At 69.7% G+C, this 18,558-nt stretch carries 16 protein-coding genes and 1 riboswitch; of the genes, 11 read left to right on the top strand and 5 right to left on the bottom strand.

Translation table 11 applies throughout. From position 1 onward, the window contains the following. The first annotated feature begins 77 nt into the window (after positions 1-77). From ABD073_RS06275 to ABD073_RS06245, 7 genes are all read left to right on the top strand, one after another. Positions 78-800, top strand: coding sequence for a DUF998 domain-containing protein (locus ABD073_RS06275; RefSeq protein ID WP_343873090.1), 723 nt, complete (start codon positions 78-80; stop codon positions 798-800). Between the two features lie 3 nt (positions 801-803). After that, positions 804-914, top strand: a riboswitch (TPP riboswitch). Positions 915-957: 43 nt separating this feature from the next. Further along, complete coding sequence (locus ABD073_RS06270; RefSeq protein WP_343873089.1) at positions 958-1,575, top strand: ECF transporter S component; 618 nt, start codon at positions 958-960, stop codon at positions 1,573-1,575. Between the two features lie 2 nt (positions 1,576-1,577). After that, positions 1,578-3,095: an ABC transporter ATP-binding protein gene (locus ABD073_RS06265; protein WP_343873088.1), complete on the top strand. Its 1,518-nt coding sequence runs from the start codon at positions 1,578-1,580 to the stop codon at positions 3,093-3,095. Next, entirely contained in the window at positions 3,092-3,859 is a 768-nt protein-coding gene (locus ABD073_RS06260) for an energy-coupling factor transporter transmembrane component T family protein (protein WP_343873087.1), read from the top strand. Before ABD073_RS06265 ends, ABD073_RS06260 begins: the two co-directional genes overlap by 4 nt. After that, the gene (locus ABD073_RS06255; protein WP_343873086.1) at positions 3,856-4,383 is read left to right on the top strand and encodes a nucleoside/nucleotide kinase family protein; all 528 of its coding nucleotides are present in this window, start codon (positions 3,856-3,858) and stop codon (positions 4,381-4,383) included. The genes ABD073_RS06260 and ABD073_RS06255 overlap by 4 nt, the downstream gene beginning before the upstream one ends. A 431-nt stretch (positions 4,384-4,814) precedes the next feature. Continuing rightward, positions 4,815-5,378: a hypothetical protein gene (locus ABD073_RS06250; RefSeq protein ID WP_343873085.1), complete on the top strand. Its 564-nt coding sequence runs from the start codon at positions 4,815-4,817 to the stop codon at positions 5,376-5,378. A 67-nt stretch (positions 5,379-5,445) separates the two neighbouring features. After that, positions 5,446-5,688, top strand: a complete 243-nt coding sequence (locus tag ABD073_RS06245; protein ID WP_343873083.1) for a hypothetical protein — start codon at positions 5,446-5,448, stop codon at positions 5,686-5,688. A 24-nt stretch (positions 5,689-5,712) separates the two neighbouring features. Here the strand turns inward: ABD073_RS06245 and ABD073_RS06240 are convergent, their stop codons facing one another. Next, positions 5,713-7,107, bottom strand: coding sequence for an MFS transporter (locus ABD073_RS06240; RefSeq protein WP_343873082.1), 1,395 nt, complete (start codon positions 7,105-7,107; stop codon positions 5,713-5,715). Between the two features lie 152 nt (positions 7,108-7,259). Here ABD073_RS06240 and ABD073_RS06235 point away from each other — a divergent pair, with 152 nt between their 5' ends. Both ABD073_RS06235 and ABD073_RS06230 read left to right on the top strand, forming a co-directional pair. Further along, positions 7,260-8,561 carry a restriction endonuclease gene (locus ABD073_RS06235; RefSeq protein ID WP_343873080.1) on the top strand — a complete coding sequence of 434 codons (1,302 nt, stop codon included), beginning with the start codon at positions 7,260-7,262 and terminating at the stop codon, positions 8,559-8,561. Continuing rightward, positions 8,558-9,181, top strand: coding sequence for a nucleoside/nucleotide kinase family protein (locus ABD073_RS06230; RefSeq protein ID WP_343873079.1), 624 nt, complete (start codon positions 8,558-8,560; stop codon positions 9,179-9,181). Before ABD073_RS06235 ends, ABD073_RS06230 begins: the two co-directional genes overlap by 4 nt. 43 nt (positions 9,182-9,224) lie before the next feature. On the opposite strand, the gene ABD073_RS06225 is transcribed toward ABD073_RS06230, so the two are convergent. Both ABD073_RS06225 and ABD073_RS06220 read right to left on the bottom strand, forming a co-directional pair. After that, positions 9,225-9,791: a hypothetical protein gene (locus ABD073_RS06225; RefSeq protein WP_343873077.1), complete on the bottom strand. Its 567-nt coding sequence runs from the start codon at positions 9,789-9,791 to the stop codon at positions 9,225-9,227. A gap of 710 nt (positions 9,792-10,501) precedes the next feature. Then, positions 10,502-11,452 carry a rhomboid family intramembrane serine protease gene (locus ABD073_RS06220; RefSeq protein WP_343873076.1) on the bottom strand — a complete coding sequence of 317 codons (951 nt, stop codon included), beginning with the start codon at positions 11,450-11,452 and terminating at the stop codon, positions 10,502-10,504. Positions 11,453-11,538: 86 nt separating this feature from the next. On the opposite strand from ABD073_RS06220, the gene ABD073_RS06215 reads away from it, so the two are divergent. Then, positions 11,539-12,492, top strand: coding sequence for a phosphotransferase family protein (locus tag ABD073_RS06215; RefSeq protein ID WP_343873075.1), 954 nt, complete (start codon positions 11,539-11,541; stop codon positions 12,490-12,492). Positions 12,493-12,604: 112 nt separating this feature from the next. Here the strand turns inward: ABD073_RS06215 and ABD073_RS06210 are convergent, their stop codons facing one another. Then, the gene (locus ABD073_RS06210; RefSeq protein ID WP_343873073.1) at positions 12,605-14,389 is read right to left on the bottom strand and encodes a bifunctional metallophosphatase/5'-nucleotidase; all 1,785 of its coding nucleotides are present in this window, start codon (positions 14,387-14,389) and stop codon (positions 12,605-12,607) included. Positions 14,390-14,582: 193 nt separating this feature from the next. On the opposite strand from ABD073_RS06210, the gene ABD073_RS06205 reads away from it, so the two are divergent. Next, positions 14,583-15,560, top strand: a complete 978-nt coding sequence (locus ABD073_RS06205; RefSeq protein WP_343873071.1) for a hypothetical protein — start codon at positions 14,583-14,585, stop codon at positions 15,558-15,560. Positions 15,561-15,874: 314 nt separating this feature from the next. Here ABD073_RS06205 and ABD073_RS06200 read toward each other — a convergent pair whose 3' ends face one another. Then, positions 15,875-18,400 carry an ATP-dependent Clp protease ATP-binding subunit gene (locus tag ABD073_RS06200; protein WP_343873070.1) on the bottom strand — a complete coding sequence of 842 codons (2,526 nt, stop codon included), beginning with the start codon at positions 18,398-18,400 and terminating at the stop codon, positions 15,875-15,877. Positions 18,401-18,558: the final 158 nt, after the last annotated feature.

Below are 18,558 nucleotides of genomic sequence, written 5' to 3'. Positions count from 1 at the left end.
CCGGGGTAGGAGGCTCCCGCGTCGATCCGGTCCCTGGGGCCGATGTGGCTGACCCGTCGGACACCTAGCGTCGAGGCATGGACGCGCGTCGCCCCACCGGGGCCCTGCTGGTGACCGCCGGCCTGGTCTACTCGACCTGGCTGGTCGAGCTGCTGCTGCCCACCGGGCTCGACCCGCTCAGCTCCTATGTCAGCGAGCTGGGCGCCGAGGGCCAGCCGCACGCCTGGCTCTTCCGCAGCGGTGACACGGTCTCCGGGGGCCTGTTGATGACAGCCGCCCTGGTGGGCAGCATCCTGCTGCGCGAGCCGAGCACCCCGTCGGCCGGCCAGGTCTCGTGGCGTCGCCGCCTCACCGTGCCGGAGCGCACCCACCGCCTGCTGCTCGCCTGCCTGGGCCTGTTCGGGCTGTCCACCTTCGTCGACTCGATCTTCCCGATGAGCTGCACCCCCACCCATGACGCCGCCTGCGCCGCGCGCGATGCCGCGGGGCACGTGCCGTGGACCCACCTGGTGCACCAGGGCAGCAGCGTCGCCGCGGGCCTGTGCTTCCTGGCCGCGGCGCTGGTGCTGCTCTGGCGCCACCGTCGCTGCGCACAGGCCTGGCTGCTGCACCTGCTGGCCGCGCTGTGGGGAGTCATGACGCTGGGCACCGTGGTGGTCACCCTCCCTGGCGTGGACGCCGGGCTGATGGGCCTGCTGCAGCGCACCTCCCTGCTGGCCTGTTCGGCGTGGCTGGTGACCCTGGGCGTGGGCTGGTGGCGCAAGGCCGGCGCCGGGGTGCCCGCGCGGGCCGCCTGCTAGCCTGTCGACGAACACGGGAGCCCGGATGCGCCGGGCTGAGAGGAAGGTTCCGCACCTTCGACCGTCGAACCTGATCTGGGTCATGCCAGCGCAGGGAGGCCTCTTCCGGCAGTCGTCGTGGCTGCCACCCGTGCCCAACGATCGAAAGGGCACAGACATGAGCAACGAGCAGTTCGACCAGACCCGTCCCGTCACCGGGCGCGGCTGGCGCGTGGTGGACATCGTGGTGGCGGCGGTGCTGGGCGTCGCCGTCGGCCTGGTCTTCTTCGCCTACAACAACAGCCTGGCCAACCTCTGGGGGCCGCTCGACGCGGTGCTGCCCGGCCTGGCCGGCCTGATCGCCGGCATCTGGCTGCTGGGCGGCCCGCTGGGCGGCCTGGTGATCCGCAAGCCCGGCGCCGCCCTGCTGGTGGAGCTGCTGGCGGCGCTGGTCTCGATGGTGCTCGGCAACAAGTGGGGCATGACCACCCTCTACTCCGGCCTGGCACAGGGCCTCGGTGCAGAGATCGTCTTCGCCCTGTTCGCCTACCGTCGCTGGAACCTGGGCGTCGCCGTGCTGTCCGGCATCGGTGCCGCGCTGGGCGCCTTCATCAACGAGTACATCCTGGGCAACCACGCCATGAGCGCCACCTTCAACATCACCTATCTGGCCTGCCTGGCGGTCTCGGGCGCCGTACTGGCCGGAGCGCTGGCCTGGTTCGTGACCCGGGCGCTGGCCGCCACCGGTGCGCTCTCGCGCTTCGCCTCGGGCCGCGAGGCCCGCACCGAGGTCTGATCTTGGACATCGTCGCCGAGGGCTGGGGCTGGCGCCATGCCGGCCGCAGCCGCTGGGCAGTTCGGGATGCCAGCTTCCGGATCGCCTCCGGGGAGCGCGTGCTGTTGCTGGGTGCCTCCGGGGCCGGCAAGTCGACGCTGATGCATGCCCTGGCCGGGGTGCTCGGCGGTGTGGACGACGGCGACGAGGAAGGCCGCCTGCTGGTGGGCGGTGCGCATCCCAGCCGTCGCCACGGGCATGTCGGGCTGGTGATGCAGGACCCGGAGAGCCAGGTGGTGCTGGAGCGCGTGGGCGATGACGTCGCCTTCGGCTGCGAGAACCTCGGGGTGCCGCGCGAACAGATCTGGCCCCGCGTGACGGCCGCGCTGCAGGCCGTGGGCCTCGAGGTCTCGCTCGACCGTCCCACCACCGCGCTGTCCGGCGGACAGAAGCAGCGACTGGCCATCGCCGGCGCGCTGGCGATGCAGGCCGAGGTGCTGCTGCTGGACGAGCCCACCGCCAACCTCGACCCCGAGGGTTCGCGCGAGGTGCGCGCCGTCGTCGACCGGGTGGTGCGCGAGCAGGGCACCACGCTGGTGGTGGTGGAGCACCGCGTCGAGCTGTGGGCGGACCTGGTGGACCGGGTGGTGGTGCTGGCCCCGGGCGGTGGCCTGCTGGCCGACGGGCCTCCCCAGCTGGTCTTCGCCGAGCACCGCGAGGCCCTGCTGGCGGCCGGGGTCTGGGTGCCGGGCGTGCCGCTGCCCGATCGGGAGCTGCCAGCCGTCGCACCGGCAGGTCCGGCGCTGCTGTCCACCCACGAGCTGGTGGTGGGCCACGAGGCGGGACGGCCGGTGCAGTCGGGGCTCGAGGTGCAGGTACCAGCGGCCTGCTCCACCATGGTCACCGGCCCCAACGGGGCCGGGAAGTCGACGCTGGCGCTGACGATGGCCGGCCTGCTGGAGCCGCTGGCGGGCCGGGTGGTGGCCGACGAGAGCCTGTGGCCGGCCGGCGAGGTTCGGACGGGTTGGCTGCGTCGCCGTCGTCAGGTCCGGCGCGACGATCCGCACGACTGGCCCTCGCGGGACCTGCTCACCCGGATCGGCACCGTCTTCCAGGAGCCCGAGCACCAGTTCGTGGCCGCCACCGTCCGCGAGGAGCTGGCCGTCGGGCTGCAGGCGCTGGCCCGCGACGACGCGAGCTGGACCCCGGAGCGGATCACCATGCGCGTCGACGAACTGCTGGCGCTGCTGCACCTGCGGCAGGTGGCCGGCGCCAATCCCTTCACGCTGTCCGGTGGCGAGAAGCGACGGCTGAGCGTCGGCACCGTCCTGGCCACGGCCCCCCGCGTGATCGTGCTGGACGAGCCCACCTTCGGGCAGGACCGCAACACCTGGCTGGACATGGTGGAACTGGTGCGCAGCATGGTCAGCTCCGGCTGCGCCGTGGTGAGCGTCACCCACGACACGGACTTCATCGATGCCCTGGCGCAGCACCACATCCGGCTCTCGCCGGCCGAGTCGGAGCAGGTGGTGGGCGCATGAGCCGCCGACGCACCGCCCTGGATGCCCTGAACCCGGCCGCGCGCGTGCTGCTGGCGGTGGTGCTGAGCATCCCGCTGATCATCACCCTGGACTGGTTGAGCGCCCTGGTGGCGCTGGTGGCCGAACTCGTGGTGCTGGCCCTGTGCCGGGTGGACATGGTGCGCTTCGCCAAGCGCCTGGCCCCACTGCTGCTGGTGGCCCCGTTGGGCTCGGTGAGCATGGCTCTCTACGGCGAGGTGGGCGGACGCACCTGGTGGCACTGGGGACCGGCGACCATCAGCGACCACTCGCTGTGGCTGGCACTGGCGCTGTTCATCCGCGTCTTCGCCCTGGCCATCCCGGCGATGGCGATGCTGGCCGACGTGGACGGCACCCGGATGGCCGATGGGCTGGCCCAGGTGCTGCACCTGCCCTCGCGTTTCGTCCTGGGAAGCCTGGCCGGCTTCCGCACGTTGGGCCTGTTCACCGCCGACTGGCGCACCCTGGGCCAGGCACGCCGCGCCCGCGGGCTGGGCGACGAGGGCCGGATGCGGCGCTGGGCGCTGATGGCCTTCAGCCTGCTGGTGCTGGCGCTGCGTCGTGGCGCCAAACTGGCCACGGCGATGGAGGCCAAGGGCTTCGGCTCTCCGGTAGCGCGCACCTGGGCGCGCGAGTCCCGGGTAGGACGGGCCGATGCGCTGGGCCTGCTGGTCTGCTTGGCGATCGGCGCCCTGGCCTTCGGGGCGGCCTGGCACTGGGGCACGTTGTGGATGGTGTGGTCGTGAACCGACTGCGCACCGTCCTGGTGGACGGCGGCTCCGGCTCCGGCAAGACGACGTTGGCCCGTCGGCTGCAGCCGGTCTGGAGCGAGCTGTGCGGCCAACCGGTGCAGCTGGTCAGCCTGGACGACTGCTATCCGGGCTGGAACGGGCTGAGCGCCGGCAGCCTGATGGTGCTGCGCGACGTGCTGCGGCCTCGCTCCCCCGGCTACCGCCGCTGGGACTGGGAGCACGACCGGCCGGGCGCCTGGGTGCCGCTGGACCCGCGGCTGCCACTGGTCGTGGAGGGCTGTGGCGCCCTGACGCGCTCGTCGGCCTTGCTGGCGCAGCTGAGCATCTGGGTGGAGCTGGACGTGGAGGAGCGCAAGCGTCGCGCGCTGGCGCGCGACGGCGAGGGATTTGCGCCCTGGTGGGAGACCTGGGCCGAGCAGGAGGCCGCGCACTGGAGCGCCAACCGCCCGTGTGAGCTGGCCACCGTCGTGGTCGACGGGCGCCGGCTCGGCGAACCGGCCGCGCTTCCGCTCCCCTGACGGGCCTGATCCGCCACAGTCGCGGAGCGCCATCCTTCGAGGTCATCTGTCCAACCCTGAAGTCCGCGACGCCGATCCGGTTCGTGGCCCGATTCCGGCGATTCTGGCCATCGAGGGCGCGATTTTCAGGGTTCGGCGCCAGCGCCGTGAGCCACCGCGGGCCGCCTCCCTGAAAGCTCGCTGAAGCGTTTTAGCAGTGCCTGCCCACGTGCGGCGGGCTCAAGCCACTTGAGACTCGCGCGTCACGCCTTGTCAGACCATGCACGATCGCCCCACACCCCTGCCACCGTTGGGAAAGGAGGCGCCGGGAGCACATCGTTCCATGTCGTACGTTTGAGCAGCTTCGCGGGTTCGGAGCGCGCCGGGCCAAGGTCCGGTCGGTCGGGGACACAGCTGCACCCATCCCCCAGATCGACGAAGGACCTCCCCCGATGACCTCCACGCTCGTCCGCGCCACCCTGGCCGCCGCTCTCGCCTGCGGCAGCTTCATCGCAGCCCCCAGCGACGCCCAGGCCGCCGGCTCCCAGTGCGCCGCCATCCGCGCCACCACGGTGGCGGGCTACAACTTCTCCCGTCTGCCCACCCGTCGGGTGTGCAAGCAGGACCTGCGCCACGGCGTCTCGGGCACCTCCTCGCAGGCCACCCGCACCATCACCGTGCACTACGCCCGCAGCACCAGCACCACCAGCGCCTCGAAGGCCACCCTGCACGAGATGACCCACCAGGTGGAGTACCGCACCACCCCGGCCCAGCGCGCCGCGCTGTACCGCTACCTGGGGATCCGCACCAGCGGCAACTACTACGCCTTCAACGACGCCTGGTACTACACCGGCTCGCTCTCGCGCTGGAAGGCCTCGCCGCGCGAGCGCCTGGCCGAGAGCGTCGTCAACTGCCGCTACGGGCGCCCGAACCACACCGGCATGAGCCTGGTGCCCCGCTACCGCTGCACCGCCTTCCTGAACCAGTACAAGGCCGCCCTCTCAGTCGCCCGCTGAGCCGGTCACCCTCGCCCACGATCAGCGCAGCGCAGGCGTGGCGCTGGCTTGACCTGTCGTGCTCTTCATGACTACGGACGACGGACCCATCATCTCGCGGCGCGAGGCCCTGTACCAGGTGCTGGGCGTCGGCGTGCTGACCTTCGTCGCGATGGTGCCCTTCCTGTACTTCACCCTCCACCTGGGCTGGGTCCAGACGGTGGGCAGAGCAGCCGTCACGGCCCTGGTCTGCGCCCTGCTCTCCCCGCTCGGGTTGATCGCGGGACGTTGGTCTTCCCGACGCAGAACTGGCGGCCACCCCGAGGGGTGACCGCCAGTCCGGCGAGGGTTCGGCTCAGCGACCGACGAGGTCCAGGTCGACGTCGCGGGTCTCATGCATGGTGAGCACGGCCACCAGGGTGAGCGCAGCCATGGAGACCAGGTAGTAGCCCACGCTGCCGACGCCGTGGTTGGCGGCCAGCCAGGCGGCGATGAAGGGCGCGACGGCCGCACCCAGGATCGAGGCCACGTTGTAGGCGATGGCCGAACCGGTGTAGCGCACATTGGTCGGGAAGAGCTCGGGCAGCAGGGCCGACTGGATGCCGAAGGTGAGGCCCATCAGCGCCATGCCCACCAGCAGGAAGGCGAGCATCAGGCCCAGGTTGGCGTCCTTGCCGGTGCCCATCCGCGCGGGCGAGAGGAAGAGCTGGAAGCTCAGGCCGAACAGGGCGATGGCGGCGGTCACGGTGGCCAGGAAGGGCTTGCGGCCGTACTTGTCGCCGAGCCAGCCGGAGACCGGGGTCATGGCGGCGAAGGCCAGGATGGCGATCAGCTGCAGGCCCAGGAAGGTGCGGTAGTTGATGCCCAGGTAGCCGGAGCTGGTCTTGCCGATGGCATAGGACAGGATCCAGGTGGTCATCAGGTAGAACAGCGTGTAGGTGCACAGCATCACGAAGGTGCCGCGGATCACCTCGACCCAGGAGGTGCGGAAGGTCTCGGCGAGCGGGGACTTGACCACCTCGCCGGCCTCGACGGTCTTCTTGAACGAGGGGGTCTCCTCGAGCTTGAAGCGCACGTACATGCCCACCAGCACGATCACCAGGCTGGCGATGAAGGGGATGCGCCAGCCCCAGACCAGGAAGTCGTGGGAGGTGTCGGGCTTGGTGGAGTCGTAGCCGAGCGCGATCGAGATCAGCATCATGAAGCCGTTGGCCAGCAGGAAGCCGATCGGGGCGCCCAGCTGGGGCCACATCGAGTCGAAGCCGCGGTGGCCGGGGCGGGAGTTCTCGCCGGCCAGCAGCGAGGCGCCGGACCACTCACCACCCAGGCCGAGGCCCTGGCAGAAGCGCAGCACGGCGAGCATGGCGGGCGCCCACATGCCGATCTGGGCGTGGGTGGGCAGCAGTCCGATCAGGACGGTGGCGATACCCATGGTGAGCAGCGAGGCCAGCAGGGTGGCCTTGCGACCGGTGCGGTCACCGAAGTGGCCGAACAGGATGGAGCCGATCGGGCGGGCGACGAAGGCCACGCCGAAGGTGGCGAGCGAGGCGAGCAGGGCGCCGGTGTCGGTCTTGGCGGTGAAGAAGAGCAGCGGGAAGACCGAGATGGCGGCGGTGGCGTAGACGTAGAAGTCGTAGAACTCGATCGAGGTGCCCACCAGCGAGGAGATGATGATCCGCGCCTTCGAATTGGTGGGTTCCTGCGACGGGGCCAGCGGGGCCCGCTCGTCGCGCTCAAGGGTCTGTGTCATGGAAGGTCTCCGGGTCGTGGAAGAGAACCCTTCGACGCTACGCCCCGAGTCTCACATGGTGATAATTGGTCTTATCAGCCGAGACGTTAACTTGTTCACCCGACTTCCTCGCCTCCCTGGGAATGTGCCTGCCTCGTGCCACCCTGGGAACCATGACCCCGCGCCCCGAGATCCGAGCCGTGCCCTTCGACGCACTGGGCGACGCCGACCTCGTCCTGGAGGCGACCTATTCCGGCGGCAGCCGAGGCAATGCCGGGGATGATCCTCTCGCGAAACTGCTCCCGGTCGGAAACCAGGGCGGATTTCGTTATGCCGGCAGCCCGCTGCAGCAGTCGGTGCGGCTCGTGGTGCTCTACACCTCCGGCAGGGAGACGGACTGGCCGGACTTCCTGGATCCGGTGACCGGTGACTTCACCTATTACGGGGACAACCGCAGCCCCGGCCGCGCGCTCCACGACACGCGAAGAGCCGGAAATGCGCTGCTGCGCGACATCTTCGCGTGGTCACAAGAGGGCCCCGAGAGCCGTCTGCGGGTCCCCCCGATCCTGCTCTTCGAAAAGACCGGCAACGGACGCGATGTCCGATTTCGTGGCCTGCTGGCTCCCGGCTCGCCCCGCCTGTCCCCTGAAGAGGAACTGGTCGCGGTCTGGCGGACCACCCAGGAGCACCGATTCCAGAACTACCGCAGCCATTTCACAGTGCTCAAGGTGGACCAACTGCCGCGCGCCTGGATCAACGAGGTGCTGGCCGGTAGGCCGTTGGGAGCAGGATGCCCGGCACCCTGGAATCGCTGGGTCAAGGGGCGCATCTACGAGCCCCTGGAAGCACCTCGGACACTCAATGTACGGAGCAGGGCCGAGCAACTGCCGGCCCGGGAGGCAGATCGCGAACTGCTGGGCATGATCCATGCGCACTTCTCACCCGACCCGCACCAGTTCGAGAACTTCGCGGTGGACACCTGGCTCGCATCGGACGACCACGTGGGCCAGGTGGACATCACCCGGCCGAGCCGCGACGGCGGTCGTGATGCCGTGGGGGCCTACATGGTGGGACCCAAGAGCGATCCCGTCGCCATCTCCTTCGCCCTGGAGGCGAAGTGCTACGCCCCGTTCAGCAATTCGGTGGGCGTGCGCGAGGTCGCTCGCCTCATCTCACGCATCAAGCACCGCGACTTCGGGGTCTTCGTCACGACCTCCTTCATCAACGACCAGGCCTACCGAGAGGTCCGCGAGGACGGCCACCCCGTGGTCTTCATCACCGGCCGCGACATCATCGACGTCCTGCGCGACGAAGGGATTCGCACGCCCGCCGCGCTGCTCGCGCACCTGCAGCAGAAGTACCCGATGTCCGGACCAGAACAGGGCCAGACCCATGTCGACGTGAACTTCCCCGATCCCGAGGTGGTGGCCCCGGAGCTGGAGAGCCCGCTGCTGCGGCAGACTCGTCGTCCATGACCACCCTCACCGCCGACCAGGCCATCGAGCGAGCCCGGCAGCTGCTGAACCATCGCCCCGGCCGTGTCATCCTCGGGATCGCCGGGGCGCCGGGAGCGGGCAAGTCGCACCTCTCGTCGGCGCTGGTCAGCGCGATCCCCGGGAGCGTGGTGGTGGGCATGGATGGCTTCCACCTGGCCCACTCGACGCTCATGGCGCGCGGCCAGGTGGGGCGCAAGGGCGCCATCGACACCTTCGACGCGCACGGCTACATCGCCCTGCTGCAACGGATCCGCGAGCAGGGCGACGAGACCGTCTGGGCGCCGGAGTTCCGGCGTGAGGTGGAGGACGCCATCGCCGGCGCTGTCGAGGTCAGCCCCGCCACGCGCCTGGTCATCACGGAGGGCAACTACCTCCTGGTCGACTCACCGCCCTGGCACCGGGTGCGCGAGCTGTGCGACGAGGTCTGGTTCGCCGACCCGGGTGAGGAGGTCCGCCTCGAGCGCCTGGTGGCACGCCACATCCGCTACGGCCGCGATCGCGAGCAGGCGCTGCTGCGCGCCACCCAGGGCACCGACGGCCACAACGCCCGCCTGGCCTCCAGCACCCGCGAGCGCGCCGACGCCGTCGTCAGGGCCTGAGCCGCGCTGGGGCACGGGTGCCAGCAGCAGGACGCCCCCCGGCTCAGGCTGCCAGCCACGGCTCGTCGGCATGCGCGAAGCAGAAGAGCACCAGCTGGACGGCCACCACCAGCAGCACGATCCCCACGAAGACCACCACCAGGGCACCCGGCCCGCTCAGTGTGAGGTTCAGCTCGCGCCCGGTCATCGCGATCACCAGTCCCACCATCTCGCCGGCCAGCAGAAGACCGAAGACTGCCAGCAACCGGTGCGCCAGCACCAACGACCGCTCCACCGCACCCGGGGCCACCGCCCGGGCCCGTCGCGCCACCCCGTGCAGCAGGAACCAGCCGCAGGCCAGGGTGCAGGTGGTGACGACGACCCCGGCCAGCGACTCCGCCACCGGGTAGCGTCCTTCGCTGAAGAACAGGCCGAGTTCGATCCCCGCGGCCACCAGCCCCAGCAGAGCGGCCAGCCGAGCGCGGGCGAAATCGACCGCCAACGACGCCAGGGCCCACAGCCCAGCCAGGACCAGGCCCCAGCCCACCACGTCGGGGAGGACGTCAAAGCCATTGAGGCGCAGGTCCACCAGCACCGCCACCAGCCCCCAGCCGACAAGCCTCAGCCCCATGATGCGCACCTTATTTCCCCGTGGCGCGGTGGCCGCGCGGACACGCAAGAAGGGCCGAAGACGAATCTTCGGCCCTTCTTTCTCCCCGCCAAGGGGGCCGCCTCGGGGGGATGTGGCCCCGCCTCGCGGGAGGGGTGGACGCCCCACCTCGGGGGGAGTGTGGCGTCCAGCTCGGTGCCGCGGCGACCTCGGGGGGAGCCTGTGCGGAGCCGAAATCCAGTTGTGGCAGTCGCAGGAATTGGTGCGATGGCTCGACTCCCCCTGCCACGGGAATGCGTTCACGGGGAATTCACCGGGCGCTCTGTTCAGCCGTCCGTCAGACTATTCAGCTTTCAAACAGGTTCGTGGACGGACCACGCGCACCCAGCCCACAACGACCCCAGGGCCGGAGCACGGCTCCGGCCCTGGGCTGTGGTGCCGACCCTTCGCGCCTCGGGGGATGGCGCTGCAGTCAGCCGGACCCATGCCGCTTAGGGCGAACGCGGCATGCACCCGCGGCGCTGGTCGGCCACGCCTCGGGGGATGACGCCTGCGACCAGTGCCGCCCGCGGATTCCTCCGCCGACCCTTCGACTATGCAAGAAGTCATAGACGTACTCCATGCTAAACCGTTTTATGTTCAGGGCGTCTTCAGCTTCACGCTCCGTGCGCACCCGCGGACAGCACGGAGCCCCGGCACCAGGCCGGGGCTCCAGGAGTCAGGGTCAGGGATCAGCTGACGACGTACTTGACCACCAGCATCAGCACGAGTGCAGCGGTCACCGCAGCCACCCACAGCCAGGTCCGGTCGGGCTTGCCTCGCCAGGTGGCCTTGGTGCTGCTCAGCATCAGCCAGCCGGTGACCAGACCCGCCAGGAAGCCACCCAGGTGGCTCTGCCAGGCGATGCCGGGCACCGTGAAGGAGATCAGGGCGTTCAGCGCCAGCACGATCCCCAGCGACTGCATCGAGACGCCGGCATGGCGGTAGAGCACCACCATGGCGCCGAACAGCCCGAAGACCGCGCCCGAAGCACCCACCACGCCCGTGCTCCAGTTCACGCCCAGCGGGTTGGTGGCCGAGCCCGGGAAGGCCAGCAGCACGAAGCCCACTCCCCCGGCCAGGGCGCTGACCAGGTAGAGCGCCGCGAAACGCGCCCGTCCCAACGAGAGTTCCAGGCTGCGACCCACCGAGTAGAGCGCCAGCATGTTGAAGGCGATGTGGGTGATGCCGAAGCGGGAGTGCGCGAAGGCGGAGGTGATGAAGCGCCACGGCTCGTGCTCGCCCAGCGCGGGGCTCAGGGCCACCTGCTCGTAGAAGCCGGGCAGCATCAGCTCCCCCAGCCAGGTGGCCACGCACAGCGCGATGATGGTCCAGGTGACCACGGCCAGCTGGGGACGCGGCCGGGTGCGGGAGACCGGATCCGAAGCCAGCGGCTGGGCCTGCACCTGGTAGGGCTCCTGCTGGGGGGCGGAGAACTGCGGGCTGGGATACCCGGCACCGGGGTACTGCGCAGGGTCCTGGGGCACCTGCTGGCCACCCGGGGTGGTCGACGCGAAGCCCGCGGGGCTCGACGCGTGACCAGGCCAGGTCTGCTGGGGCGCGGTGAAATCAGGCTGGGTCGAGGGCGCGGACGGCAGGTGCGGCTCGGGCTGCTGGGGGGCACTGCGGGTCCATTCACTCACCCGGCCCACAGTAGGTCTTCAGCCCAAGAGCCCGCTGTGAGGTGCAGGGCTAGGCTGGGCACCTTCCACCCGTCGACAGGGGCCCCATGCAGCAGCCCGAGAACACCTCCCCGGACCGCGCCACACTGCGCCGGATGCTGCGTCGTGCCTACGGTTCGGTCTGGGCCCCCACCGCCGACGAGTTCAGCGTCGAGCTGCCCTCCGAGCTGCACGACGTGCACCTGGCGACGCTCTCCAACGGCCAGCAGGTGGTCATCAAGATCCCTCCCCCGCCCGAGGTGCCGCTGCTCACCGACGAGGCAGACCTGATCACCGCCGAGGTGGAGGCGCTGCCCATGATCGCCGAGCACACCGACGTCCCGGTTCCGGTGATGCACTTCCACGACGACAGCCACGAGCTGGTGGGGGCGGAGTGGTTCTGCATGTCCTGGATCGAGGGCGTCGAGCTCGACGAGGCCCCCGAGGCCCAGCGCGACCAGCTGCTGCGCCAGGTGGGGCGCGCCAACCGGGAGCTGGCCCAGATCACCGGCGAGGGTTTCGGCCGCTTCCTGCAGCCCGGGCTGGACTCCTGGCGCGATGCCTTCAGCGGCATCACCGAGGACGCCCTGGCGGACGCCCAACGCCATGCCGCGCCGCTCGGCCTGGACCCCGACACAGTGCACCACCTGCTGCTGACCAGCTCCGATGCCCTCGACGAGGTCACCGAGCCGCACTACTGCGGCTGGACGCTGTGGCCGGACGAGGCGCTGGTGCACGACGGCCGGCTGGCCGGCCTGGTGGGCCACTCGCACGGCTTCTGGGGCGACGAGCTGATGGAGGCCGGCTTCTCCGGACTGCTGCACCCCGACGACCGCACCGCCCTGCTGGCCGGCTGGAACCGCGGTCCGCTCACCGAGCAGGAGCAGGCCCGCGTCGACCTCTACGACCTGCTGCGCCTGGTGCTGGCCGGCACCCGCCACGCCGCCCGCGGCGACCAGCTCGACGTCGACTGGCTGCAGGCGCAGCTGCGGCGCATCACCGCCCGCCTGGCCCGTCGCTGAGGCACACCGGAGGCACCGACTCGGAGCCCACCGCGGTCCCCGGTCACCGTGATGGAACGGCGCGAGGGCGGCACCCCGCAGGATGCCGCCCTCGCCGTCGGTGTGGTCGAGCTCAGCCGATCGGCTGCCCGGCCACCTCCAGGTGCCACTTCGGGACGTAGAAGTCCTTGGGGTCGATCACCTTGTTGGTCTGCGCCCAGTCGATCAGCAGCTGTCGGATCTCCTGCTGCTGCTGGTGCACCACCGGGGCGGTGGAGATGTGCGGGTAGTTGCCGCCACCGCTGCGTCGGTAGTTGTTGACCGCCACCACGAACTGCTGCGCGGGATCCACCGGGGCCCCGTTGAGGGTCAGGTCCGTGATCCGCTGCCCCACCGGCTGCGAGAGGTCGATGGTGTAGTCCACGCCGGACATCACGTCGTAGTTGTAGTCCCAGACGGTCTGGCCGTTGTACTGCACCTGGGTCATGGTCTCCGGGTCGAAGCTGGTGCCGGCCGGCACCTGCGCGAAGTACTTGGCCGAGAACTCCAGGTAGTCCTTCACCTGGGCGCCGCTCATCACGACGGCCTCCAGGGTGTTGTCGTAGATGTAGAGCCCGGCCATGTCGCGCACCGTGACGTCGCCCTGCGGGAAGACCGCGGTACGGCTGAACGGCGCCGCGATGCTCAGCACCGGCAGGTCGGCATACTGGCCGCCGGCCAGGGCCTGCTTGACCGCCTGGGTCTGCACCATCTGGATGTAGTCCAGGATCGCGGTGTCCTTGTAGCGTGACTCCGCGGCCGACAGCTCCTGGGTGCTGGTGGCGATCACCTGGTTGACATAGCCCACCGCGGCGTCGTGGTAGGGCTTGAGGGCGGCCAGCACCTTGGCGTCGGGCGCGTAGTCCTTGCTCTGCAGCAGCTTGGCCGAGGCCTGCTTGACCTGCCACTTGCCCTTCACCTTGGACAGGGTGAAGGTGACGTCGGAGACCGACTGGGCCCAGTTCTTGGGCTGGGTCATCAGCACCTGCTGGCCGGTGACCTCGTTGGTGATGTATTGCTGCGCCACCTCCTGGTGCGAGTGGCCCATCACCAGGGCGTCGATGCCGGGCACCTCGCGGGCGATCTGGTCGGAGACGTTCTCCACGCCCAGACCGGTGGCGGCCGGGTCGTAGGAGGACAGCCCGCCCTGGCCGGAATGGCTCAGCACGACGACCACGTCGGCGCCGGCGGCGCGCACCTTCGGCACCCACTTCTTCGCCGATCTGACCATGTCCTCGATGCGCACCTGGCCCTCCAGGTTGGCCTTGTCCCAGACCATCGAACCGGGCGTGGTGAGCCCGAGGATGCCCACCTTGACGGGCTTGTTGCCCTTCACCTTGCGGGTGACGACGGTGTAGGGGGTGTAGCGCGGCGTGCCGGTCTTCGCGTCGACGACATTGGCGGCCAGCAGCGGGGAGTCCAGGTCGCTGCGGTAGGCGTCCAGCAGCGGCAGGCCGTAGTTGAACTCGTGGTTGCCGATGTTGTTCGCGTCGTAGCCGATGCTGTTGTAGGCCACCGCCATCGGGTGGTCCTTGCCGGACTCGGTGACCGGCTCCTGCTTGGCGTAGAAGTAGGTCAGCGGCGTGCCCTGCAGCGCATCGCCGTTGTCCACCACGACGACGCTGTCGGCGCCCTGCTGGTCGCGCACGCTCTGGATGGCGGTGGCCGCCTGGGCCAGGCCGATCTGGTTGCCGTACTTGTCCTGGTAGGGCTGGTTCTTGAAGTAGTCCCAGTTCTGGACGTTGCCGTGCACGTCGGTGGTGGCCAACAGGGTGATGTCGAGATCGCGGTCGCTCCGGGGCGCTGCGCCGGCCGCCGAGGCGGACAGGACGCTGGCTCCCAGGGCGAGGCTCAGGGCCGAGGCCCAGACCTTGCGCATTGGTGCTCCTTGCAGTGGGGTGGCCCGTCCGCCGTGGACGTGGCCTTGGCAGACAACCTATGAGCCCGGCGCGGGAGCCGTCCAGAGTTCCCCGCTCGTTGGCGGGAACCACCTGTTGTCCACAGGTCGTGGCTGTCCACAGCTTTGCGAACCAGGTGAGAAATCCAGGCGCCCCGCATCAAGAGTCAAGAGCATGAGGAATTCCACCGCCGTTCGCACACTGGTGGCCGAGCACGGCGTGGTGCGCCGCGCCGAGCATCCCGATCTGGCTGGTTCGCTTGACTGGCTGCACCGCCGGGGCGAGCTCAGCAGTCCCCTGCCCGGGATCCTGGTGCCGGCCGGTGCCGGGCAGGACTTTGAGACGCGGGTGAAGGCGTTGCACGCCTGGCGACCCGATGCCGTGCTCGCCGGCCTGGCCGCGGCACGGTTGAGCTACTGGCCGCAGGCCCCCGTCACCATGCTGGAGGCGCACACCGCCGGCACGCCACGAGCGGCAGGCTGGCTGCTGGCGCACCGCACCCGGCCACCGGAGCACTGGGTGCTCGAGCACGGCGTGCCGCTCACCCATCCGGCCTGGACCGCTGTCTGGCTGGCAGCACAGGACGAGGGCCAGGCGATCGACGAGGCGCTGCGTCGGGGTGCGGTCTCGCTCGAACAGTTGCAGGCAGCGCTGGCCGACATGCCGGCCGGACGCGGGCACGCCCGGCGTCGGGCGGTGGTGGAGGCGAGCCGCAGCAACCCGTGGTCGCAGCTGGAGCGACGGCTGCACTCCTTCCTGCGAGGCCACGGCTTCACACGCTGGAGCGCCAACCGCGCCATCAGCCTGGACGGGCGACTGGTCTTCCCCGACGTGGCCTTCGACGACGTGCCCCTGGTGCTGGAGGCGATGTCGTGGACCTTCCACGGCAACCGGCAGAGCTTCCTGGGCGACAATCGGCGGATCGCCGACCTGGTGGCGGCGGGCTGGGTCTACCTGCCGATCACCTGGCAGATGCTCGACGACGAGGAGGCGCTGCTGCGGCTGCTGCGGGCCGCCCATCGTCAGGCCTCCCGCCTCACGGCGGCTGGTGGCGGCGCCCGAACCCTGAAAGTCGCGCCGTCGATCGCGGAATTCGACGATTTCGGCCCGAATCCACGATCGAGGGGACGGATTTCAGGGTTGGACAATTGACCCGACACTGCCGCTGGCGGTCCACCGACCTACCCGGGCGATCCGCGGCTGACCAGAGGGCGATCCTCGCGCTGCGGACGGCCAACCCTGAAAACCACGACGCCGATCCAGGAAATCGTCGATTTCGGCCCGAATCCGCGATCGAGGGGACGGACTTCAGGGTTGGACAATTGACCTAATTTATGCCGGGGCGGACCACCGAATGCCAACGTGGACACACGGGGCAAGCGCCCAAAGGCCAGGTGGCTCCCGGACCGCCCGGACATGACAACGGGGCGGGCATCCTCTCGGATGCCCGCCCCGTGGTGTCTGGATCAGGCCTGCTCCTGGCCACCCTCATGGCTCTCGGCCGTGAACTCGGCCGGGGGCGTGTCGGGCAGCTCGGACTTGGTCACTCCCTGGAAGGTGAACGGGTTCTCCGAACCCTCCGGGTCGACGTCCACCAGGACGATCTCGCCGGCCTTCAGCTCACCGAAGAGCATCTTCTCAGCCAGCACGTCCTCGATGTCACGCTGCAGGGCACGACGCAGCGGTCGCGCACCCAGCAGCGGATCGAAGCCACGCTTGGCGATCAGGCTCTTGGCGGCTGGGGTCAGCTCGATGCCCATGTCGCGGTCCTTCAGGCGTCCCTCCACCTGGGCCACCATCAGGTCGACGATCTTCTCGATGTCGGCCTGGTTGAGCTGGTGGAAGACGACGACCTCGTCGACGCGGTTCAGGAACTCCGGACGGAAGTGCTGCTTCAGCTCGTCGGAGACCTTCGCCTTCATCTTCTCGTAGCTGGACGCCTCGTCACCCTGGCGGTTGAAGCCCAGGCTCACCGACTTGGAGATGTCGCGCGAACCGAGGTTCGTGGTCATCACGATGACGGTGTTCTTGAAGTCGACCACGCGGCCCTGGGCGTCGGTCAGACGACCCTCGTCCAGGATCTGCAGCAGCGAGTTGAAGATGTCCGGGTGGGCCTTCTCGATCTCGTCGAAGAGGATCACGCTGAACGGCTTGCGGCGCACCTTCTCGGTGAGCTGGCCGCCCTCCTCGTACCCAACGTAGCCGGGCGGGGAGCCGAACATCCGCGAGGCGGTGTGCTTCTCCGAGTACTCGCTCATGTCGAGGGTGATCAGGGCGTCCTCGTCACCGAACAGGAACTCGGTCAGCGCCTTGGTCAGCTCGGTCTTGCCGACGCCCGAGGGGCCGGCGAAGATGAACGAGCCGCTGGGGCGCTTCGGGTCCTTCAGGCCGGCGCGGGTACGACGGATGGAGCGCGAGAGCGCCTTGACCGCGTCGTGCTGGCCGATGTAGCGCTTGCCCAGCTCCTCCTCCATGTGGAGCAGGCGGGCCGACTCCTCCTCGGTGAGCTTGAAGACGGGGATGCCGGTGGCGCCCGAGAGCACCTCCGCGATCTCCTCCTCGCCCACCTCGGCGGGGCTGTCGCTGTCGCCGGCCTTCCAGGCCTCCTCGCGCTCCGCACGGGAGGCGAGCAGCTTCTTCTCGTCGTCGCGCAGCGAGGCGGCCCGCTCGAAGTCCTGGCCGTCGATGGCGGCCTCCTTCTCCAGGCGAACGGCGGCGATCTTCTCGTCGAACTCGCGCAGGTCCGGCGGCGCGGTCATCCGCTGGATCCGCATCCGGGCACCGGCCTCGTCGATCAGGTCGATCGCCTTGTCGGGCAGGAAGCGGTCCTGGATGTAGCGGTCGGCCAGGTTGGCCGCCGCGGCCAGGGCGGCGTCGGTGATGGTGATCCGGTGGTGCGCCTCGTAGCGGTCGCGCAGGCCCTTGAGGATGTCGATGGTCAGCGCGGGGCTGGGCTCGGCAACCTGGATGGGCTGGAAGCGACGCTCCAGGGCGGCATCCTTCTCGATGTGCTTGCGGTACTCGTCGAGCGTGGTGGCACCGATGGTCTGCAGCTCGCCGCGGGCCAGCATCGGCTTCAGGATGCTGGCGGCGTCGATCGCACCCTCGGCGGCACCCGCACCCACCAGGGTGTGGATCTCGTCGATGAAGAGCATGATGTCGCCGCGGGTCTTGATCTCCTTGAGCACCTTCTTCAGGCGCTCCTCGAAGTCACCGCGGTAGCGCGAGCCGGCCACCAGGGCGCCCAGGTCCAGGGTGTAGATCTGCTTGTCGCGCAGGGTCTCGGGCACGTCGCCGCGCACGATCGCCTGGGCCAGTCCCTCGACGCAGGCGCTCTTGCCGACGCCGGGCTCGCCGATCAGGACCGGGTTGTTCTTGGTGCGGCGGCTCAGCACCACCATCACCCGCTCGATCTCCTTCTCGCGGCCGATCACCGGGTCCAGCTTGCCCTCACGGGCAGCCTGGGTCAGGTTGCGGCCGAACTGGTCCAGCACGGTGGCCGAGCTGGGCGCCGGGCCCACGTCGGGCGCACCCGAGGTGGCGGCCTCCTTGCCCTGGTAGCCGCTGAGCAGCTGCAGGACAGTGTTGCGCACCCGGTTCAGGTCGGCGCCGAGCTTGATCAGCACCTGGGCGGCGACGCCCTCGCCCTCACGGACCAGGCCGAGCAGGATGTGCTCGGTGCCGATGTAGGAGTGGTTCATCTGCAGCGCCTCGCGCAGGCTGAGCTCCAGCACCTTCTTGGCGCGCGGGGTGAAGGGGATGTGGCCGGTGGGCACCGTCTGGCCGTGACCGATGATCTCCTCGACCTCGGAACGCACGGCCTCCAGAGAAATGCCCATCTGCTCCAGGGCCTTGGCGGCGACGCCCTCGCCCTCGTGGATCAGGCCGAGCAGGATGTGCTCGGTGCCGATGTAGTTGTGGTTCAGCATCTTGGCTTCGTCCTGGGCGAGCACGATGACGCGCCGCGCCCGGTCGGTAAACCGCTCAAACATGGGACTCCTCACTACGGGCCCTCAGGACCCGGGTTGCGCCTCGTCGTCTCCGGTCCCTCCGGTCGACGGTGCGAATGCGTCAAGTCTAGTAACTCGCCATGACGGCCAGATGTTCCCGGCCGGGGCCATCTGTTCGCTGCCGGACGAAAGCCGACAGA

Origin of the sequence: Luteococcus peritonei (assembly GCF_039526385.1) — a bacterium.
Classification (GTDB): domain Bacteria; phylum Actinomycetota; class Actinomycetes; order Propionibacteriales; family Propionibacteriaceae; genus Luteococcus; species Luteococcus peritonei.
The sequence above is the reverse complement of the archived record's forward strand: the minus strand, read 5'-3'. Positions and strand labels throughout refer to the sequence as shown.